A 20606-nucleotide genomic window follows, 5' to 3' on the forward strand; every position below is an offset into this window, starting at 1 on the left:
GCCCCCGGCGTTTTGACTGCGCGGAGAATCTAGTACGTCTTGCGCTTGAGAAAGCCTTCCCCCAACACCGAGGAGGTGGACAGGGTGATCATGAAGGCGCGTGGGTCATGGGAATAGACCAGTTCTTCCAGGCGTTTGATCTGAATATTATTCACCACGGCCAGCACCACCTTCTTGGGGTTGTGCGTATAGCCGCCTTCTCCGGACAAGAGCGTGCAGCCGCGGTGCAGCTTGTGGGTGATGGCATCGGCAATGCAGATGTGCTGGTCCGAGATGATCAGGGCCATCTTGCGCTGGTTGAACACGCCCAGGAAGTATTCCAGTGTATAGGAAGAAACATAAATCATGGCCAGGGAGTACAGCACGGCTTCCAGGGGCAGGGTGGCCAGACCGCCACCGAGAATCAGGGCGTTGATCAGGAAGTTGAACCGCCCCACGGGAAAGCTGAAGCGCTGGAAGACGAGGATGGCGATGATGTCCGTCCCGCCCAGGGAGCCCATGGAATGCAGGGCAATGCCCATGCCCGCGCCCATGAGCGCACCGCCGGCCAGGGCGGCCAGCATGGGATCATCCACCTGGGAAAGCGGGGCAATGAACTCCAGCCCCAGGGTGAGCATGGTTGCACCAACCAGACTGTACCAGAAGAAACGCCGGCTGACGCCAACCCACCCCAGCACATACAGGGGGACGTTGAGCAGGGCATACCAGATGGCCGGGCTGGGCACGCCCAGCACGTAGTACAGCAGCATGCTCACGCCGGACACGCCGCCGGAAAGCAGCTGGTTGGGCAGGGCAAAGCCGTTGTAGCCGGCGGCGTACAGAACGGCGCCAAAGGCGAGCAGCAGCAGGTTCTTGTAAATGGCTGCAGGTTCCGCAGGGGGGACAATGGCGCGGCAGTTGCCATCGGGGCTTCGGTCGGCCAGGGGCGCAGGCGCGCCTGCAGGGGGGATGCTGATCATGGGTCTCTATGGGGGCTGCTGTTGACGAGGACAGGCGCATGCCATGAACCACAGAATTTTACCAGGAAAAAAGTCCCAGGACCATATTACCGTTTTGACATTTTTCAAATTATGGTACAGGGGCTTCAAACAAGAGCAGGGTGAGGAATTGTTGCACTGCTGCGCAATGCACAATGTAATGCTGCAATGTCACAATTCCCAATGTAATCGGATTCTGTGCGCCGCGCAAGGACGTTGCGACGCAACCCGAAGGAGCTGACGTATGGATTACGACCAGATGAATTACTTTCGCATGCTTCTGAAAGGCATGGCCGATGAGATTCTGCAGCGCGGCGATGATGCCGTTGAATCCATGCAGGGGAACGAGATGGGCCATGCAGACCCCGCAGACAGAGCCTCGGCGGAGTCGGAACGGGAGTTCCTGCTGAACCTTCGGCAGCGCGAACACACCATGCTGCGAAAGATCCGGGAAGCTTTGCAGCGCATTGAAAATGGCGAATACGGCGAATGCGAGGAGTGCGGCGAGCCCATCAGCATTGCCCGGCTCAAGGCCCGGCCCGTGACCACCCTGTGCATCCACTGCAAGGAACGTCAGGAGCAGGTGGAGTCCGTCCCTGGCGTGGGGAGCGGCCCGCAGCCACAGCGCTACGAATTCTGACAGCCCGTGTTCGCACGGGCTGTGTTCGTGTGAAGGGCCGGCGCCATGGCGCCCACTCCAGCCCGGGCTGTGGCATGCCCGCGGGGCTGCGGCCTAGCGTGAGGTCCGCGAAATAAGGGGATAGGAATATCATCGGATGTCGTGGAAGATCGTCAGCCAAAATGCGCGGATTTCGGCTGACTCGCGGAGCCTGCGGCTCCGGGGGGCCGCCTTGCAGGCGGCCCAGTGTTGCGTCTATGTTGCATGGATCATTTTGGAGGACGCAACACTAGTGCTCGAAGGCCACGCTCATGTATTCCTCAATGGTGGTCAGGCCCTTGAGTACCTTGATGGCCGCGTTCTGCTTGAGGGTGTGCAGCTTGCCGGCCTCCACGGCGGCGTTGCGGATGGTGGCCGAGCTGGCCCGCTTGAGGATCATGTCCTGCACGCTGGGGTCGATCTCCAGAATTTCATACACGCCGATACGGCCCTTGAAGCCCGTACGACCGCAGCGCGGGCAGCCCACGGCCCGGCGGATGCGGATCTCCTCGCTGGTCTTGACCTGCATGGCTTTCAGGATGTTCGGTGTGGCCACGAACTCCTGGCAGCAGTCCGTGCACACGCGGCGCACCAGGCGCTGGGCCACGGAGACCAGGAGCGTGGAGGCCACGAGAAAGGGTTCGATGCCCATTTCGATGAGCCGGGTGATGGTTTCGGCGGCGTTGTTCGTATGCAGGGTGGAGAGCACCTTGTGGCCGGTCAGGGCGGCGCGGATGGCAATGTCCGCGGTTTCCAGGTCCCGCACTTCACCGACCATGATCACGTCCGGATCCTGACGCAGCACGGAGCGTAGACCCGTGGCAAAGGTCATGCCCGCCTTTCGGTTCAGCTGGATCTGCGCAATGGAATCCATGCGGTATTCCACGGGATCTTCCAGGGTGACGATGTTCACGTCAATGGTGTTCAGCCGCTTGAGCAGGGCATAGAGCAGGGTGGTTTTGCCGCTGCCCGTGGGGCCGGTGGCCAGGAGCATGCCATAGGGACGCTTGAGGCCGGTTTCGATGACTTTTTGTTCCCGCGTATCCAGGCCCAGCTGCTCCAGATCCATGGCATCGCCGCTTTGATCCAGGAGCCGGAGGACGATTTTCTCGCCCCAGATGGTCGGCATGGTGGAGGTTCGCACGCTGATCTCGCGTTCCCGGGTGCGGTAGGTGAAGCGGCCGTCCTGCGGGATGCGGGAAACGGAGATATCCATGTTGGAAAGGAGCTTGATGCGCGAGATGAAGGGCAGGTAGAACTGCCGCGGCGGCGCGGGGGCTTCCTCCAGCTTGCCGTCCACGCGGAAGCGGACGTAAATGGTATCCTGCCGGGGCTGAATGTGAATGTCCGAGGCGCGGCGTTCCAGGGCGGCCACCAGGGTGGAATTCACCAGCTTGATGATGGGCGCGTCCTCGGCCATGTACTGCAGGGAGGATATGGTGAAGGTGGAGTCCTCCACACCCTGCGGCCGTTCGACGTCATAGTCCACGTCGGCAATGCCTTCGAGCATCCTGCCGTAAATCTTATAGAAATAGGAGACGTATTCCTGCTCGGTGCAGATCACCGGTTCCACGTACAGCCGGGTGAGCTTGCCGATGAGGTCGATGGCGTTCAGGTCCGTGGGGTCCATCATGGCCAGCATGAGCATGTCCCCGCTGCGCTTGATGGGCACCAGCAGATGCTTGTGGGACTCGGCCTCGGGCACGATCTCGGACAGGGACAGATCCGGCGGGTATTTTTCCGGATCAAACATCTCCACCCGCAGCTGTTTGGCCAGCAGGCGCACGATGCTGCGCTCATCCACCAGATTGCGCTGGATGAGGTACTGACCCAGCTTCATGCCATAGCTTTTGTGGACGGCCAGGGCCTTGTGCAGTTCCTCGGCCTCCAGCAGGCCTTCCTCCACCAGCATTTCACCGAGTTTTTTGCGATTCCCCGTGGCCGGGGCGGTGTGGGAAGGGTCCAGGCGGAAGCGGGGCGGACGAATATCTCCGAGGGCAGTCGCAGGCATGCCACCCGGAGGGCTCACGGGCTTTCCCTGTTGCGTGGTCTCGTCGCGAGAGGGCCCCTGCCGGCGGGGTGCTGATGGATCGGAGTGCATGCCAATTGGTTACAGCAGTTCAAACACTCGGTCAACGCAATGGCCGGTGACGATTTGGTTGTCGCCATGCCGCCGCACTCCCGCATGAGCCCGCGGCTGCCAATGCTCCAGGCCCTGAGCCCGGCGTCAGGGCCTGGGCATCCTTGCACACTTTTACCTGTTGCCCCTGTTGCCCCTGCTGGCCCTGCTGGCCCTGCTGGCATGTTGGTTACATGGCCTGCGCCGTCTCGCCGCCTTGAATATCGGCGATGAGGCGCTGCAGCTCCAGGGCCTGCCCGGCCAGCGCCCCCGTGGCCTGGGAAGACTGGCGCATGGCCAGATCCATTTCCTGGGCAATGGTGTGGATGGCGTCCACCGCGGCATTGATGCTTTCCGAAGAGGCGGACTGTTCCTGCGAGGCCGCGGCGATGGTGGTCACCTGCCGGGCCGTGTCCTCGGCCAGGGAGACGATGCGCCGCAGGGCCTCGCCACTGCGCTGCACGTGCCCGGCGGCTTCCTCGAAACGCATGGTCGTCTCGCGGGTGCTCTCCATGTTCTTGCGGGCGCTGGCCTGTACCGAAGAGACGGACCGGGCCACGTCCTTGGTGGCGGCCATGGTCTTTTCCGCCAGCTTGCGGACCTCGTCGGCCACCACGGCAAAGCCCCGGCCGGCCTCGCCGGCGCGGGCAGCCTCGATGGCTGCATTCAGGGCCAGAAGATTGGTCTGGTCGGCAATATCGGCAATAACGGTCATGATCTGATCGATTCCCTGGGCCTGACGCTGCAGGTCCTCCATGTCCGCCCGCAAGGTCTCGGCCTGGGTGTTCACGCGGTGGATCAGGGCAATGACGCCGTTGACCACGCCCTCGCCCTCGGTGGCCTGCTCGCGGGTAGCCTCGGCGATCTGCGCGGCCACCCCGGCGTTCTGGGCCACCTCGGCCACGGTGGCGGCCATCTGCTCCATGGCCGTGGCCACCTGGTCGGTCTTCTGGCGCTGTTCATCGGCCCCGCAGCTGGTCTGATCAATCTGGGAGGAAAGTTCGGTGGAAGCCTGGGAGACGAGATCGGCAATACGCTGGGCCTGCTGGGCGGTGTCGGCCAGCACCTGCATCTGTTCGAGGACCTTCTGCTCGTTATGGCGGATGAGGGTCAGGTCGTGCCAGAGGCTGAATGCGCCGATGAGGTTGCCGTCCAGATCGCGAACCGGGGTGGTGGAAACGCTGACCACCGCCTGCCGGCCCGAAGGGGCGCGGTGCTCCAGCTCCTCCTTGCGGGCCTGCCCGGTTTCGATGACCCCGGCCACGCCTGTCGCGCCGCGGGCATCGTGGCGGAAGAGCGCGGCAGTGTCCTGGCCCAGGGCCTGCCGGGCCTCGCCGCGGAATTCCAGCATGTCCAGCATTTCCTGATTCACAAAAGTGACCTGGCCCGCGGTATCCGCCACCAGGCAGGGGAAGCTGATGCCCTCCAGCACGCCCTGGGCAAACCCCAGGCGGACCTTGAGCTCGCGGACCATGGTTTCCAGCGCGGTCTTGAGCGAGCGCATTTCGCCCCTGAACTGTCCCGCGGCGGTGGCGTTCAGGGAGCCGCAGGCCACCTCTTCGGCAAAGGCCGAGAGCGCGGCCAGGGGCGAGATGACCATCCGGCGCACGAATTCCATGCTGCCGACCACCATCACGATGACCACAGCCAGAATGCCGAAGCCGGTGGCCGTGGCCTCGTCCACCACGGCGTCCATCTCCTCCATTCGTGCGGCGGACTGCCCCGCGAGGTACGCCTCCAGTGCCTGGGTCAGCGCGGCAAACGTCTGTTCGCTCTGGTCGTTGATCAAGGCATAGGCGTTCTTGGTCTTGAAGTCGAAGTGCAGCTTGCGGGCCTGGGCGTATTCCTCCACGGCCTGGGCGCACAGGGCGCGGATGTTCTCCGGCACGGCGTGGCTGCTCAGGAACGCGGTCATCTCCTGCTGCTGGGCGTCCATCAGCTCGCCCACTTCCTGCATCGTTTCGGGTTTGCTGGAGCCAAGGTAGCGGAACATGGAGAGCCGCAGGGAAAGCAGCGTCTGACGGAACTGGCTCAGCTCGTTCACCCGGGCCAGGGTCTGGCCGCTCTGGGCGTGAATGCGGGCGCTGTTGGCGTAGGAGAGCCACCCCTGCACGGCGGCCAGAATGGCGAACAGGGCGAACACGGCAAGCAGGCTGCCGCGGATGAAACCGATGCGGGAGAGGGAAGAGGGCGGACAGGTGGCCATGGGCTGCTCCTGACGAGCGCGGTGATGCCCCGGCCTGGCTGGTGCGCAGCGCCGGGGCATCACCACTGGAGAGTTGGGGTTACTGGGAGAGAGCTTCCACGGCCACGTCGGACGCCAGGAGATCCGCAGGGGCGAAGTCCTTGGCCAGCAGGCCGTTATCCTTGAGGAAGACGTGCAGATCCGTCAGGTATTGGGCCAGACCGTCTTTGTTGCGGGCCAGCTGGGTGGCGCGGTCGTGGATGCGCACGGAGTCCAGCATGGCCTTGAGGTCGGCTTCGCTGTAGGCGTCTTCACCCTCGAAGGTTTTTTCGTTGAGGATGGTCATGTATTCAGTCCAGTTGGCCGAATCCTTGGACCATTCCACAGCCTTGGCCCAGCCCTGGATGATCTTGATCAGATCGGCCCGGGGAATCTCGGCCAGCACGTCGGCACGGGCCACGAGCCCCTCGGGGATCACCCCTTCCCAGCTGGCGCTGGTGGCGATGACTTCGCCATTGCCTTCGCGCTCGGCACGCAGGGCCTGGGGATCATAGTTGACGATGGCCTGGAAGCGGCCGGAGATGAAGTTGTCGGCCAGGGCTTCCGGCTCCAGTTCCACCAGTTGCATGTCCTTCAGGGGCACGTTGATGGAGGCGAGATATTTGTTCAGGAAGTAGGTCACCGAGGGCTGGTTCAGGTAAATGCCCACGGGCGAGCTCTTGAGCTGCTCGGGGGTGACGCCCTTTTTGACGATGATCTTGTCCCCGCCGAAGGACCAGTCGGTCTCAGCCACGATTTTGAGCGGCGCGCCGGCCATGTACATGCCCACCCAGGAGCCCATCATGTCGCAGGCGATGTCGATGCGCTTGTTCTCCAGGGCGCCGTTGAGTTCCTGGTTGGAGCCGAAGTTGACCACCTCCACCTCCAGCCCCAGCTCTTTCCAGAGGCCCTTGACCTCGGCCACGTTCAGGGGGGAATACGCGATCCAGTGGATCATGCCGATCTTGTACGGCCGGGCCTGGGCGGCGGAGGCGCCAGCCAGCATGAGGCTGGCGGCCGCAGCCAGGCAGAGGGCGGTCAGCAGAAGACGGCGCATGGGATACTCCTTGCGGTTCGGGATGATTGGGAAGCCTGCGGGGACGGCAAACAAATTCGTGCCCATGAGCTTCTCTTTATCCTGTCACAGTTAGACGGCAGTTTTGTGGAATAATGGCGGTGCAGGTATTGCGAGCGCGGATTGCCTGGCCCGGGACAAGCACAGGGCGACTCGCACAGCGGGAAAAACCTGTTGCCAGCCCCTGCGCTCCATGGCACTCCTACAAGAAGCGCGCCCCACGCATCCCGTCATGATTGCATGAACTATTCTTCCGGGCGCAGAGCCCCCTCTGCGGGGTTGGAGTCGCCATGGCCCCGGAGTCGCCACACGTCTTCTTGTCGAAGCAGTCCAGTCCCGAGCTCCCGCCAGCCCAGACGGCGCGGCGCGTGCTCATTGTGGATGACGAACCGGTGAACCTCCTGGTGCTCCAAGGGCTGCTCAGGGCGGAAGGCTACACCGTGCTGACTGCCGCTTGCGGCTCGGATGCACGGGCCATCGCCGTGGCGCAACGGCCCGATGTCATTCTTCTGGATGTGATGATGCCGGAGGAGTCCGGCTTTGAGGTCTGTGCCTGGCTCAAACAGGAGCCGGCCACGCGGGAGATCCCGATTCTCTTCGTCTCCGCCCTGGCGGATGTGGACAACAAGGTCAAAGGGCTGGAACTCGGCGCGGTGGACTACATCAGCAAGCCATATGAAAAGGCCGAGGTCCTGGCCCGTGTCCGACTGCACATGCGAATGGCGGCGGCGCGGGAGTCCCTGGTGGCCGAACAGGCCGCCAAACTGCGCCAGCTCACCGACGCACAACAAGCCATGCTTGTCCGCCCGGAGGACCTGCCCCAGGCCCGTTTTGCCGTCTGCTATTTGCCGGCACTGGAAGCCGGTGGCGATTTTTATGACGTCCTGCACATCGGCACCTCCACCTGCGGCTATTTCGTGGCGGACATCTGCGGGCACGACCTGGGCTCCTCCATTGTGACCTCTTCCCTCAAGGCCCTGCTGCATCAGAATTCCGTTCCCGGACAGCCACCGGACGAGATCTTGCAGACCATGAATTCCGTCCTGGCCACCGTGGTCTTTGGCGGGCGCTTTCTCACCGCCCAGAGTCTGCATCTGGACCGCACGGCAGGCCAGGCCGTGCTGGTCAGCGCCGGGCATCCGCCCCCGGTCTATCTGCCGAACGGTGGCGACCCCTGGCTGCTGAAGGCAGAAGGCGACATCCTTGGCGTGTTTCCCTCGGTGCATCTGGAGCCGGTGAGGCTGGCCGTGCGGCCGGGGGATCGCTTTTTTATGTACAGTGATGGGTTGCTGGAACGCTTTGCCCCGCCACGCCGGAGTTTGTGCGCCGGGCAGGCGGACCTGCGCGCTGCCGTCGCCCGTCATGCCACCTTGCCCCTGGAGGATTGCGCCCAGGCCGTGGTGGCGTCATTGCGCAGTGCCGATGCGCTGGTGGAGGACGACATCGTGCTCCTGGCGGTGGAGGTGTAGCGCGTGGTTCCACCGCTGCAGGGGGCTTCTGCCCCGCACTCGGCCCCGGCGCACCCGTGCGGGCTGCGGCTGCACCCCGAGGGAACCACCCTGCGCGCCATCCTGCCGGCAAACCTGGCGTGCATTGAGGCACTGTGCCAGGCAACCCGGGAACATATCGCCAGAAATGGCGCGGCGGAGCAGAGCTTTTCCCTTATTCTCGGCCTGCGGGAAACACTGCTCAATGCCATCATGCACGGCTCGGCCGGCAATGCGGCCGCCATGGTGCAGGTGGAGCTGGACGTGCAGCCGGATCAGGCGCATCTCATGGTGGAAGACCAGGGGCCCGGCTTTGACTGGCGATCGCGCTCGTTTGCGCCTCCGCCGCCGGATGCTGTCTCGGGCAGGGGATTGCCCATCGTGAGCAGTTGCTTTGACGAGATCGAATTCAATCATTGCGGCAATCGCATCCGATTGTCTAAACGGTTCAGGAGTGACGGACCCATGAGCGGAAGCATACGCCAGGGAGAAACTGTACGGTTGATGCCGCGGCGCGACATCGTGGCCGCCACCGCGCAGGGGCTCAAGCAGGAGCTTAAAACGCTGGTGGACGGCGGCGCGAAACGTCTGGAGCTGGATTGCACCGAGGTGGAGATGGTGGACTCCGTGGGGATCGGCCTTCTCGTGGCCACGCACAACTCCCTCAAACTCCAGGGCGGCGGGTTGGTGCTGCGGCATGTCTCGGCCGATGTGGCCGGGCTCCTGCAGACCATGCGGCTGGACAAGCACTTCGAAATCCTTGCGGATTGATCCGCTTGAGGAAACAGGAGACGACGCCGTGGAAGATTCCATTCTGATGATGTTTGTGGAAGACGCCCGGGAGCATCTTGTCGATATCGAGCAGGATTTGCTGGATATCGAGGAGGCCGGGGATGGCGTTGATCCAGAGCTGGTGAACAAGGTCTTCCGCACAGCGCATTCCATCAAAGGCAGCGCCGCCTTCCTGGGCCTGACCGCCATGCGGGACTTGTCCCACGGCATCGAGAATGTGCTTGACCAGATTCGCGGCCGCGAGCTCGCGCCGTCGCATCAGGTGATCAACGTGGTCCTTGCCGCCTTTGACTCCTTGCGCTTCATGCTTGAAGACATTGAACACTGCGACCAGGTGGACGTGGCCCCGCACCTGCAGGCCCTGACGGCACTGGTGCAAGGCAGCCTGCCCCAGGAGCAGCGCGAGACCGTGACCACCATGCTCGCCCTGAACCTGCCCGATGGCCGCCCCGGCTTTTCCATTTCCGAACACTCCCTGGCCCAGGCCCGCAAGGGCGGCAACTTCACCTATCTGGTGGAATATGATCTCATCCACCATGTGCACCGTCAGGGGAAAACCCCGCTGGATCTCCTGCGATTCCTGGAAAAAAGCGGCCGCATTCTCGATTGCCGCGTGGATTTCGCCGCCGTGGGCACCCTGGACGATGACCCCGCCAACTGTATCCCCCTCTATCTGCTCTACGCTTCCATCCTGGAGCCGGATCTGGTTGGAGCCATCTTTCAGTTGCCCCTCGAACGAATTCATCTTATCGATGAAACGGTGAACACTCCCCGCAAGGCCGCCTCGCGGGAAGCCGCTTGTCCCTCGTCTTTGACCGGGCCGTCGCCTGTGGATCCGAAGGAGGTGGAAGCCATGACCGAAGCCTTTGACCGCTCCATGCAGGCCGCTCGTGAGGCCCTGCTCGAACCGGCCCCCCCCGTTGCCCCCATGCCCGAGGGCGTGACCTTCGAACTGCTGCCAGAGGGCGGCCGGTTGCGTCTTTCCGGCAGAGGCACCGTGGATCGCGCCCAGGAACTCAAGCAGGCCCTGCTCGCGGCCATGGACCAGCACCCCACGCTGGAACTGGACTGCGGAGGGCTTGAGGAGGTGGATGTCACCTTCCTGCAGCTGCTGTGGGCCACTTGGCTCTCGGCCAAGGCCCGGGGCCGGGCGGTCGCCTGCACGACACTCTCGCCAGCGCTGACGCACGCGCTGGAACTGGCCGGCTTTCATCGGGTGGCGTTTGATCGTTACGGCATCGTCGATTTTCCGGGATCAGGTCGCGCCTAGAGCCTGTTGCCCGGGCGTGGACAAGGGGCGAATTGGCAGGAGGAGGCGGCGACAGCAGGGAGGGAACCATGGAGCTTGCGGCGCAAGATGCGGCGTTTCGGGAGGAGATGGCCGAGCAGCTTGAGCTCGCCGAGCGCTGTCTGCTGGCCCTGGAGGAATGCGCCCGGCACAACGCGGGACCACACGCCGCCAGCGGGCAAGCCGGGAGGCCCGGCAGTGGCTCGACATGCGGACCAGACGGAAAGGCTGACCCAGACGCCTGTCTGGAACATCTGCAGGGACTTTTCCGGGCCTTCCACACCATCAAAGGCCTGGCTGGCATGGTGGGCTGCAAAGATGTGGCCGAGTTGACGCATGCCCTGGAGTCGGTGCTGGAGCCCGTGCGCCGCGGCGGGGCGGAGCTGACCCCAAATCTCATGGAGCTGGTGCTTGCCGCGCGGGATCTCCTGGCCGATGCCGTGCAGCGCGCCTCCTGCTCCCTGCCGGGGGCAGCCATGACCGATCTGATCCGCGCCCTGAACGCGCTGGCCGGCCAGACACCCCCGTCCGGCATCCCGACGCCATCGCCCGATCCTGCCACTGCGCCCGGACAGGGAGCCACAGGCGCCCCCACCCCCCCGGGAGCCGGAGCAGGAGCCGGCGGGTGGTGCATCACCTTCACCCCGACGGATCCCGCCACATTCCAGCGCGTGGACATGCTGGAGTTGCTGCAGAGCCTCCGGGATGCCGGTGCCGAGGCAATCACCCCCATCCCCCAAGGCATCGCCCGTCTGGAAGACGTGGACCCGGTCTCCCCGTTACTGGCCTGGAGCTGCGAGTTGCCGGGCTCGCTGGATGAGAACGCCGTGCGGGATCTGTTCATCTTTGTGGAGGACGCCGGCGAGGTGCGCATTGCCCCGCGCCAGCCCGAGCCATTGCCTGCCTCCCCCGGCACCCCTGCGCCCGGAACGGCCCCCACGGCGCCGCGTGCCGAGCCCATAGCGCCAGGAGCGCCAGTCGGCATGCCCCCGGTGTTTCCGGCCGGGAACCCTGGCGAGTCTTCGCATGCAGAGCCAGCCACGGAACTGGCCAAAGAACCGGCCACAGAACTGGCCAGAGAGCCGGCCAGAGAGCCGGCCGGGCGCGCCAGGAACTCAAGCGTGCATGTGGACGCCGGCAAGCTGGATGCCATGGTGGCCCTGGTGGGCGAGCTGGTCATCGCCCAGTCCCGGCTGACATCCATCGCCGCCCGGCTGGGTGACGCGCCGCTGCAGCGCACCGTGGAAGAGCTGGACTACCTGGCCGCTTCCCTGCGCGATCAGGCCATGGCCATGCGCATGACCCCCATTGGCACGCTGTTCGCCCGCCTGCGTCGTCTGGTGCGGGACCAGGCCCGGGAGGCCGGCAAGGACGCCATCCTCATCACCCATGGCGGGGAGACGGAACTGGACCGGGCCGTCATCGAGCAGCTGGGGACGCCGCTGGTGCACCTGCTCCGCAACGCCGTGATCCATGGCCTGGAAATGCCGGACATTCGCGAAGCCGCCGGCAAGCCCCGCCGGGGGCTGGTGGAGCTGACGGCCGGCCAGGCCGCCGGCGCGGTGTGCCTCACCATTCGCGACGATGGCCGCGGGCTGGACCGCGAGGCAATCCTCGCCAAGGCGCAGCGCCTGGGCCTGGCCCGCGACGGGCAGGCCCTTGCCGATGAGGATATCTTCGAATTGTTGTTTGATCCGGAATTCTGCGCAGCAGGGGATGGTGCGCATGCCCCTGACGACGCGGACCGGGAAAGCCGGCTGGACGCCATCCGCCGCTCCCTGGACGGCCTGCGCGGCTCCCTCTCCATTGCAGGCGCGCCAGGACAGGGCCTGACGGCCCAGGTCAAGCTGCCCCTGACCATGGCCATCATTGAGGGCTTGCAGGTGCGGGTGGGAACAGAGCAGTACATCATCCCCCTGGCAGTGGTGGAGGAATGCGTGGAACTGCCGGCAGCCATGCAGCAGGGTAATGGGGCGCGGAGCACGGCGCGCGAGCGTCTGCTTCCCCTGCGCGGGGAGCTGGTCCCGTGCCTGTCCTTGCGGGCGCTTTTTGCCGTGCCGGAACCGCCTCCGGCCATGGAGCATGTGGTGGTCACCATGACCGGGGGCCAGCGGACAGGCCTGGTGGTGGATGCGGTGCTGGGGCAGCAGCAGGCCGTCATCAAGAGCCTGGGCGTGCTCCTGCGCCAGCGCACAGAGTTTGCCGGCGCAGCCGTGCAGGGCGATGGCTCCCTGGCGCTCATTCTGGATGTGCTTCAGGTGGTCCACTCGGCCCGGGCAGCTCGCGGGGCGTGAGGCGCCTCCTGCACCGTTCCGCTCAGCTTGGTTCGCGCCACAGCTCCAGGAGGGTCAGGTCATCGGACTGGCTGGCGGCACCGCGCCAGACATCCAGACTGGAAATAAGGGCCTCCCCAAGGGGCAGGGCAGCGGTGTCGGCCAGAAGATCCTCCACCAGCTGCGTCATGGCCACATCCTCAAACCGCTGGTTCTGCTCATTCATGGCCTCGGTCAGGCCGTCGGTATACAGGAGCAGTCCATCGCCAGGGGTGAGGTGCACGGTGACTGTCGGGTAATGCACGCCCGCGGCCACGCCCAGGGGCATGTCCGCCTCGCGGGGGAAGGGCGCCAGGGTCCGGCCCTGCCGCCAGAGTGGCGGGGGGTGGCCGGCCATGGCCACATCCGCCCGACCGGTAGCCGGCCAGAAGCGGCAGACCAGGCAGGTGACGAAATACCCTTCCCGGGCCAGCAGGGTGTGCAACGGCTCGTTGACGCGGGCCAGCAGCTCCCCGGGGTCGGGGAACGCATAGGCCTGGGTGCGCAGCTGGGTCCAGACCGCGGCCATGATGAGCGAGGCCGGCAGCCCCTTGCCGGAGACGTCGGCCACGTACAGGATGACGCTGCCGTCGGGCAACTCGATGCAGTCATACAGATCCCCGCCCACAAAGCGCGCCGGCCGGGAAAGGGCCCAGAGCTGCGCGCCATGCCCCAGGGCCGGCAGGGTGGGCCAGAAGAGGGCCTGCAGCTTGGCGGCGGTCTGGAGCTGGGTTTCCAGCACCCGCTGAGCCAGACGCTCTTCCAGGAGCCGGGCGCGGATCATGGAGACTGCAGCCAGACAGGCGAAACATTCCAGTACCTTGGCGTCTTCCCCGTCAAAGTGGGGCTTGCAGCGGGCGTTGAGCACCTGAATCACACCCAGGAGCTCGTCCTGGTAGATGATGGGGGCACAGATGACGTCACGGGTGATGAAGCCCGTGGCCGCGTCGGCCCGGCCGCAGAAGCGCTGATCCGTGGAGACGTCCTCGATGAGCAGGGCCTTGCGGTGCTGGGCCACCCAGCCGGCAATGCCTTCCCCCAGCTTGAGGCGGATGCTGGATTTGAGGATGTCTTCCGTGGTGGCCGGCGCCCCCTCGCCCGTGCGGGCGTACCAGAACACCAGCTCTTTTGCGGTGGAATCATAGAGCAGGATGGACGAGGCCTGGGCCACGGTCACTTCCTCGGCCAGCTCCATGAGTCTGGGCATGAGCAGGTCCATGGACTCGATGGCGGCCAGGGACTGGCTGGCCTTGAGCAGGGCTTCCATCCGCTCGTAATACAGGGAGGCGGCAAGAGAGGAGTCCATGGCGGGTTGCTCCTGGATTCCAAAAGGGTATGGGTGCCGTAAAAATAGGCGAGGGTTGAAAAAAAGGCAATCGCCTGTGTGGATACTCTGTTGCAGAAACGCCGTGCTTTTTGAGAAACCATCCCCGTGGCGCGGGTTACGCCGCGCCGTGTTGTACCTTGATCAGCCGGAAGCTGCCCAGGTCCGGTTCCTGTTCCCCGGTGCGCAGCAGATGGCGGACCAGCAGCAGGGGGTTCAGGTAGCCGGCGGGCTGCCAGTCCAGCCGCAGCTCAACCCGCAGCCCTCCGGGCAATGGCCCGGGCGTGCCGATGGCCGCCAGCATGGGCCGAATCTCCAGCTGCCGGTCGCCCTTTTTTCCACTCACGGTGATGGGCAGGGATTCCGCCGCCCACGCCGCCTGCAGCAGTGCGCCGACCTGCGGGAAGAGCGGACTTTCCGTGGGAATTTCCAGATGATAGACGTCCCAGACCGAGTCCAGGCTGTGCTTGCCCGGCCCGAGCTCCTCCACGGCGACAAGCCGGAGCCCGGCCGGGAAGCGGCCACCCAGGCGCTGCCGGGCCTCCTCGGCGCTGATGGGCTCGCGCAGCCAGAGATCCAGGCATTCCTGCAGGCTCTCCACCCCCACGGGCAGGGCCCGGCCAAAGGACACGCGGGGCAGGGGATGGAAGCCCTGGGAAAAGGACAGCGGCAGCCGGGCCCGGCGGAAGGCACGTTCGAACACCTGGCCCAGTTCGCGTTGGGAGAGATAGGCCGCAGGGCCGAGTTTTTCATACCACAGCCGCAGCTGGATGGCCTTGGCCCCCAGCTCGGTCTTGGCCGGGGCGGCTGTTTCGGGAAGTTCGGCAACCGGGGATTCGTCGGTCGGCTGCTGGTCGCGCGTGGCCTGGTTGAGGCGATGGTCGGGCGTGCCGTCGTTGAGGCCGCAGGCCCCGCAGCGGGTGCAGCGGCCGTAGCGGCAGTCTTCGGTCAGGCTGCCGGCCAGGGCGCGGCGGCGTTCGGCCAGCAGGAATTCCTTGCGCACGCCGGGGTGCAGGTGGTCCCAGGGCAGGGGCGCGGCAGGATCGCGGGCCTCGTGATAGGCCTCGGGATTAATGTCGCAGGCCTCGAAGACCTCGCGCCAGCGGCGGATGTCCAGGCGGTCGGTCCAGCTGTCAAAGCGCAGGCCGCGGTCGCAGGCCAGGGACACGGCCTCGGCCAGCCGGCGGTCGGCGCGGGAGAACACTCCCTCCAGCCAGCTCATCTCCGGCATGTGGAATTTGAGCCCCAGCCGGCGGTGCGGCTTGAACAGGGCGCGCAAAAAGCCCAGACGCTCCTTCGTTTCCTCCAGGGACAGCTGCCGCTCCCACTGGAACGGCGTGTGCGGCTTGGGCACAAAGGTGGAGACCGCCGCCGTGACCTGCAGACGGCCGGGCTTGTCCTTGACCTCCTTGCCCACGGCCTCGACCTTGCGGCAGAGGTCCAGGATGGCTTCCAGGTCGGCCTTGGTTTCCGTGGGCAGGCCGAGCATGAAGTACAGCTTGACCTGATCCCACCCCAGGCGGAACAGCTCGCGCACGTGCTCCAGGAGGGCTTCTTCCGTCACGCCCTTGTTGATGACGTCGCGCAGGCGCTGGCTGCCGGCCTCGGGGGCGATGGTCACGCCCGTGCGGCGCAGGCCGGCGATTTTGGCCATGACACTGGGAGAAATGGATCCAACGCGCAAGGAGGGCAGGGAGATGGCCACCTGCTCGGCCCGGCAGCGGGGCAGGCTGCGCTCGAAGAGTTGCTCCAGGGCGGAAAAATCCCCGGTGGAGAGGGAAAGGAAGGAGAGCTCCTCGTACCCCGAATCCTGGATGCCCTGTTCCACAATGGTTTCCAGAGTATCCAGGCTGCGCTCGCGCACCGGGCGGTAGACCATGCCGGCATGGCAGAAACGGCAGCCACGGGTGCAGCCGCGGGCAATCTCAATGGTGAAGCGATCATGCACCGCGCCAAAGGCCTGGGGACTGCGCAGGGGGTAGTCCACGGCGTTCAGGTCCGGCACATGCACCCGCTCCACGCGCGCCTGGGGCACGGCAGGAACGTACATCCCCGGCCAGGTGGCCAGATGTTCCAGCAGCTCGCGCCGGGAGCGGCCGGCATCGCGGAAGTTCGCCACGGCGCGCAGCAGTTCGGGCAGAATGGCCTCGCCGTCGCCCAGGACCATGGCGTCGAAGAAAGGGGTCAGAAATTCCGCATTGCAGGTGATGCCCCCGCCGCCCAGGACAAGGGGCCAGCCGCCGGCCTGGCACCGGGCGCCGGCCGGCCGGCCGGAGTCGCGATCTGCGGCGCGGCGTGGAATGCCGGCCAGGTCGAGCATCCACAGGGCCGTGGTGGCACAAAGCTCATGGGTCAGGTGCACGCCGAGGAGGTCGCAGTCCGCCAGGGGGGTTCCCGTTTCCAGGGTGGAGAGGGGCGCACCGTGGCTGGTCAGGATGGCCGCAGCCTCATCATCCGGCGCAAAGACGCGTTCGGCAAAGAGATCCGGGTTGGCATTGACGGTGTGCAGCAGGATGGCCTGGCCGGTGTAGGACATGCCAACTTCATAAAGGTCGGGAAAGGCCAGGGCCACGCGGGCCCGACAAGCGGCCGGGGGCGTGCGCAGGCTGCCGTCCTCGCTGCCGAGGTAGCGGCTGGGCCTGGGGAGCAGCGGGAGGAGTGCGCGCATAAAAAATCACAAGTGGGAAAAAGGGGAAATCACACGACGAAAACGCCCCCGGCCTTTCGCCGGCCGGGGGCGCACAACGTACAACACGAAGACCCGCGGGGGTTACTTCTTGATCAGCCCGGTGATGCCACCCATCTTGGACGGCCCGCCAGCCATGCCGCCCATCCCGCCCATGCCGCCGAGATTGCGCAGGGAGCCGGCGCCGGCCAGGGTCAGGTTGCTGACGGCTTCCAGATACTTGGTCTTGAGCTCTTCGGGGCAGCTCTTGTAATTGTAGAGCACGTGCTCGGCCTTGATTTCGCCGCCGAAGTCCTGCTCAAAGGGGTAGCCGAAGGGCAACAGCAGCATCTGCACGCCGGCTTCGGTGGGAATGGTCTGGAGGATGGCCGGATCCTTGAAGAGGTCATCCTGGAATTTCGCAAGGATGATGTCACCGGTGATGAGTTTGACAAGGCGGATGTCGTAAGCCATGTGGAAGTGCTCCTTGGGGCGTAACTGATTCGAACACACTTAGCTAGGGGCTTGGGCTGGCCCTGTCAAGTCGTGCCGGATGGATCAGCAAACAACCCCAGAAATGGACTTGACGGATGTGCCGATGCAGGCTAATTTCCTCCGTTCCATATTTTTCACCGCAGGAGAGACATCATGGCCCAGAAAATGACCTACCAGCCGCACAAGACTCGGCGCAAGCGCACCCACGGCTTCCTGGTGCGGTCCCGGACCAAGAACGGCCAGGCCGTCCTGCGTCGCCGCCGGGCCAAGGGCCGCAAGCGGTTGGCCGCCTGATCCGGTCTGTATCACATCCCAAGGCGAACCGAATCCGCCGTCGGCCCGAGTACCAGCAGTGCTATGATGCGGGGCGACGGTATGGATCGCGCAGCTTTCTGGTTTTTGTGCGGCCGCGCACGCTGGAGGCCTCCGGGCAGATCGATGGACTGGAAGTCGAACTGTCTGAAGAGGGCTCTGGCGATGCGTCGGCCGCAGGCCGCGTTTGCGAGGGTGCTGGAGTTGGCCCCTGGCACCGGCTGGGCACGGCAGTGAGCCGCAAGGTCGGCAAGGCCGTGCTGCGCAACCGGTGCAAGCGCCTGTTGCGGGAATGGTTCCGGCTGCATCGTGCCGACCTGGAGTGGCCTGCGCCCATGCCTGCGCCACCGGATGTTGTGGGCATGGATCTGGTGGTGGTGCCACGACGTGGTGCGGCTATCGCCAGCCTGGGCCTGGACGACGTCTCGCGCGAATTGACGCCCCTGGCCCGCCGGGCCTGGCAGGATTGTCTGCGTCAGGCGCTTGCCCGGCGCGAGATGCCTGCGCCTGCCGCCACGGCATCGCCTGGTGGATGATTTATCTCACAAAGCTGCCGCGGCGTATTCGTGCCGTCGTGCGGTGGAGAATCTCGTGCCAGCTGCATGAATCGGCATGAAAAATACGTCCTCGCCACGCCTTGGCCCCCTTGCGGGGCTTGTGATTTGGTGCATCAAAGGGTATCAGACAGTGCTCTCGCCGTGCTTGCCCCGGTCTTGTCGGTTCTGGCCGACCTGCTCGGAGTACGCCATTGGCGCAGTGCGCGCACACGGTCTGGTGGCCGGCATGCTGCTGGGCGCGTGGCGCATTCTGAAATGCAATCCCTGGAATTCCGGCGGGGTGGACCCTGTTCCGGAACGGCTGCCCGCGTGGATGCGCCGACTGGCCCGACAACACGTCGAACAGGCTGAGCGGCCGATGCCGTGCGAGGCGTCCGGAACGCCTGGATTTTCTGGCGCGTCGCAGCCGCGACATCGTCAAGGGGACGGCTGACAGACCGGCGGGGCTGACGCGGCGTGCGCAGCTTCCCGCAAGCAAGAATCGCATCGGGCGCCGATTCGGCCCGGCGGCGCGGCCAGTGGTCGCCCCCGGCAGGATGGCTGCAACACGATGCGGCAACTCAACCGATGCGCAGCCTCGTTTCCTGGCCTGCCGGCCGGCGGCGCGGCGCTGCAGAGCAAGGCTCAGTGCACATGCAAGATTCTCCTGATCAGAAGCGCCTCGTCATTGCCGTGGTCCTTTGTCTTGGGGTGCTCCTTGGCTGGGGCTACTTTTTCCCGGCTCCCAAGGCCCCGGAAACGCCTGCCGTCAACACCACTGTGGCAAACGCCTCCCAGGCTGCGCCCCTGCAGGCGGCCCGGGAATTCGCCGCACCTCCGGCAGACCCCATGAAGCCGCTGGCCGGTTCGCCCGTGGTGGTGAATGGCCCGCTGTACAAGGCCGTCTTCAACACGGCCGGCGGCTGGTGCTCCACCTTCCAGCTGCATCAATACAAGCAGAGCATTGCCAAGGACTCCCCGGACGTGGAAGTCATTGCTCCCGGCGCGTCCGGCGCCCACCCCATGGGCGTGCTGCTCTCCAAGTATGCCACCTGGGAATCCTTCACCTGGGGCCAGGCCCTGGGAGCGGATGGCCAGCCCGTGACCGAGCTTTCCCTGGCCGATGGCAAAAACGCCACCCTGACCTTTGTGGGGGAGGCCTCCGGCATCCGCCTTGTCCGGACGCTGACTTTCGACCCCGGCAACTATTATATCGCCGAATCCCTGACCCTGCAGAATATCAGCGAGGAAGCCAAGCAGGTGGGAGATGTTCGCTTCACCATGGCCGTGTTGCCCTTCACGGCCAAGGATGACAGCTACAACGTCACCCGCGTTGCCGCGTATGACGACGACGGCTTCAAGGAAGATCACGATCGCGATGATCTGCAGACCAAGGGCTTTCTGCGTGAAAAGAACCTGCGCTGGGGCGGCATCCTCAGCAACTACTTCATGGCTGTGGTGGCCCCTGCGGAAGGGCAGGACCTGACCGGACAGTTCCTGGCCAAATTCGATGACGGCGTCTACCGCACCAGCCTGACCAAGCCCGCCGACCAGCTGGCTCCCGGCGGGCAAAGCGTGTTCCAGATGGGCTACTATCTCGGGCCCAAGGATCCAAAATTCCTGGATGTGTTGCCCGGTGCCCTGGGCAAGGCCGTGGACTTCGGCTTCTTCAGCGTCATCGCCAAGCCGCTGCTCGTGGCCCTCAATTTCTTCTACTCCCTGGTCGGCAACTATGGCGTGGCCATCATCCTGCTGACCATCTGCGTGAAGATTCTCTTCTGGCCGCTCTCCAACAAGAGCTACAAATCCATGGAGCAGATGAAAAAGCTGCAACCCATGATGGCCAAAATCCGTGAAAAGCACGGGGACGACCGCCAGAAGATGAACGAAGAGATGATGAGTCTTTACAAGACGTACAAGGTCAACCCCGCCGGCGGCTGCCTGCCCATGCTGCTGCAGATTCCGGTGTTCATTGGCCTGTATCAAGCGTTGCTGGGCGCCATTCAGCTGCGTCAGGCGCCGTTCATCTCGCACCTGCCCTTTACGGACATGATCTGGCTGGCGGACTTGTCCCTCAAGGACCCGTACTACATCACCCCCCTGATCATGGGCGGCACCATGTTCCTGCAGCAAAAGCTGAGCCCGCCTCCCGGCGATCCCACGCAGGCCAAGATCATGATGCTCATGCCGGTGATCTTCACCTTCATGTTCCTGAACTTCCCCGCAGGGCTGGTGGTTTACTGGCTGGTGAACAACGTGCTCTCCATCGCGCAACAGAAGTGGATGCTCCGCAACGTGTAGTTGTTTTTGCTGCATCATCCACGCCAAGCCCTGATTGCTGG

General features: G+C 64.8%; 16 protein-coding genes. 9 read left to right on the top strand and 7 right to left on the bottom strand.

Translation table 11 applies throughout. The features are described from left to right. Positions 1-29: 29 nt before the first annotated feature. Positions 30-959: a YitT family protein gene (locus tag ACYQ00_RS17340; protein WP_460033344.1), complete on the bottom strand. Its 930-nt coding sequence runs from the start codon at positions 957-959 to the stop codon at positions 30-32. Positions 960-1221: 262 nt separating this feature from the next. Between ACYQ00_RS17340 and dksA the strand changes: the two genes are divergently transcribed. Beyond that, positions 1222-1617 carry an RNA polymerase-binding protein DksA gene (dksA, locus tag ACYQ00_RS17345; protein ID WP_460033345.1) on the top strand — a complete coding sequence of 132 codons (396 nt, stop codon included), beginning with the start codon at positions 1222-1224 and terminating at the stop codon, positions 1615-1617. Between the two features lie 268 nt (positions 1618-1885). Here dksA and ACYQ00_RS17350 read toward each other — a convergent pair whose 3' ends face one another. The 3 genes from ACYQ00_RS17350 to ACYQ00_RS17360 all read right to left on the bottom strand — a co-directional run bounded on the left by ACYQ00_RS17350 (position 1886) and on the right by ACYQ00_RS17360 (position 7035). Then, positions 1886-3646, bottom strand: a complete 1761-nt coding sequence (locus ACYQ00_RS17350; protein WP_460033346.1) for a GspE/PulE family protein — start codon at positions 3644-3646, stop codon at positions 1886-1888. A 298-nt stretch (positions 3647-3944) separates the two neighbouring features. Beyond that, entirely contained in the window at positions 3945-5960 is a 2016-nt protein-coding gene (locus tag ACYQ00_RS17355; RefSeq protein ID WP_460033347.1) for a methyl-accepting chemotaxis protein, read from the bottom strand. Positions 5961-6039: 79 nt separating this feature from the next. Then, the gene (locus tag ACYQ00_RS17360) at positions 6040-7035 is read right to left on the bottom strand and encodes an ABC transporter substrate-binding protein (protein WP_460033348.1); all 996 of its coding nucleotides are present in this window, start codon (positions 7033-7035) and stop codon (positions 6040-6042) included. 308 nt (positions 7036-7343) lie between these two features. Between ACYQ00_RS17360 and ACYQ00_RS17365 the strand changes: the two genes are divergently transcribed. The 4 genes from ACYQ00_RS17365 (at position 7344) to ACYQ00_RS17380 (ending at position 12914) form a co-directional block, all read left to right on the top strand. Then, positions 7344-8522: a PP2C family protein-serine/threonine phosphatase gene (locus tag ACYQ00_RS17365; protein ID WP_460033349.1), complete on the top strand. Its 1179-nt coding sequence runs from the start codon at positions 7344-7346 to the stop codon at positions 8520-8522. Between the two features lie 3 nt (positions 8523-8525). Beyond that, on the top strand, positions 8526-9311 hold the full coding sequence (locus ACYQ00_RS17370) for an ATP-binding protein (protein WP_460033350.1): 786 nt from the start codon (positions 8526-8528) through the stop codon (positions 9309-9311). Between the two features lie 28 nt (positions 9312-9339). Further along, positions 9340-10602 carry an STAS domain-containing protein gene (locus tag ACYQ00_RS17375; RefSeq protein ID WP_460033351.1) on the top strand — a complete coding sequence of 421 codons (1263 nt, stop codon included), beginning with the start codon at positions 9340-9342 and terminating at the stop codon, positions 10600-10602. 68 nt (positions 10603-10670) lie between these two features. Then, a complete protein-coding gene (locus ACYQ00_RS17380; RefSeq protein WP_460033352.1) occupies positions 10671-12914 on the top strand; it encodes a chemotaxis protein CheA in 2244 nt (747 codons plus the stop codon). Between the two features lie 22 nt (positions 12915-12936). Here ACYQ00_RS17380 and ACYQ00_RS17385 read toward each other — a convergent pair whose 3' ends face one another. From ACYQ00_RS17385 to ACYQ00_RS17395, 3 genes are all read right to left on the bottom strand, one after another. Next, complete coding sequence (locus ACYQ00_RS17385; protein ID WP_460033353.1) at positions 12937-14238, bottom strand: PP2C family protein-serine/threonine phosphatase; 1302 nt, start codon at positions 14236-14238, stop codon at positions 12937-12939. A gap of 136 nt (positions 14239-14374) precedes the next feature. Continuing rightward, positions 14375-16924 (bottom strand): TIGR03960 family B12-binding radical SAM protein, encoded by a 2550-nt coding sequence (locus ACYQ00_RS17390; RefSeq protein WP_460033354.1) that lies wholly within the window; start codon positions 16922-16924, stop codon positions 14375-14377. A gap of 102 nt (positions 16925-17026) precedes the next feature. Then, positions 17027-17395 carry a hypothetical protein gene (locus ACYQ00_RS17395; protein ID WP_460033355.1) on the bottom strand — a complete coding sequence of 123 codons (369 nt, stop codon included), beginning with the start codon at positions 17393-17395 and terminating at the stop codon, positions 17027-17029. A 174-nt stretch (positions 17396-17569) separates the two neighbouring features. Here ACYQ00_RS17395 and rpmH point away from each other — a divergent pair, with 174 nt between their 5' ends. The 4 genes from rpmH to yidC all read left to right on the top strand — a co-directional run bounded on the left by rpmH (position 17570) and on the right by yidC (position 20565). Continuing rightward, on the top strand, positions 17570-17710 hold the full coding sequence (gene rpmH, locus ACYQ00_RS17400) for a 50S ribosomal protein L34 (RefSeq protein ID WP_460033356.1): 141 nt from the start codon (positions 17570-17572) through the stop codon (positions 17708-17710). Further along, positions 17710-18264, top strand: coding sequence for a ribonuclease P protein component (gene rnpA, locus ACYQ00_RS17405; RefSeq protein WP_460033515.1), 555 nt, complete (start codon positions 17710-17712; stop codon positions 18262-18264). The genes rpmH and rnpA overlap by 1 nt, the downstream gene beginning before the upstream one ends. Before the next feature lie 76 nt (positions 18265-18340). Next, positions 18341-18718 carry a membrane protein insertion efficiency factor YidD gene (gene yidD, locus ACYQ00_RS17410; RefSeq protein ID WP_460033357.1) on the top strand — a complete coding sequence of 126 codons (378 nt, stop codon included), beginning with the start codon at positions 18341-18343 and terminating at the stop codon, positions 18716-18718. Positions 18719-18918: 200 nt separating this feature from the next. Then, positions 18919-20565, top strand: a complete 1647-nt coding sequence (gene yidC / locus ACYQ00_RS17415) for a membrane protein insertase YidC (RefSeq protein ID WP_460033358.1) — start codon at positions 18919-18921, stop codon at positions 20563-20565. The last annotated feature ends 41 nt before the right edge of the window (positions 20566-20606 follow it).

It is taken from the genome of Megalodesulfovibrio paquesii, assembly GCF_054653055.1.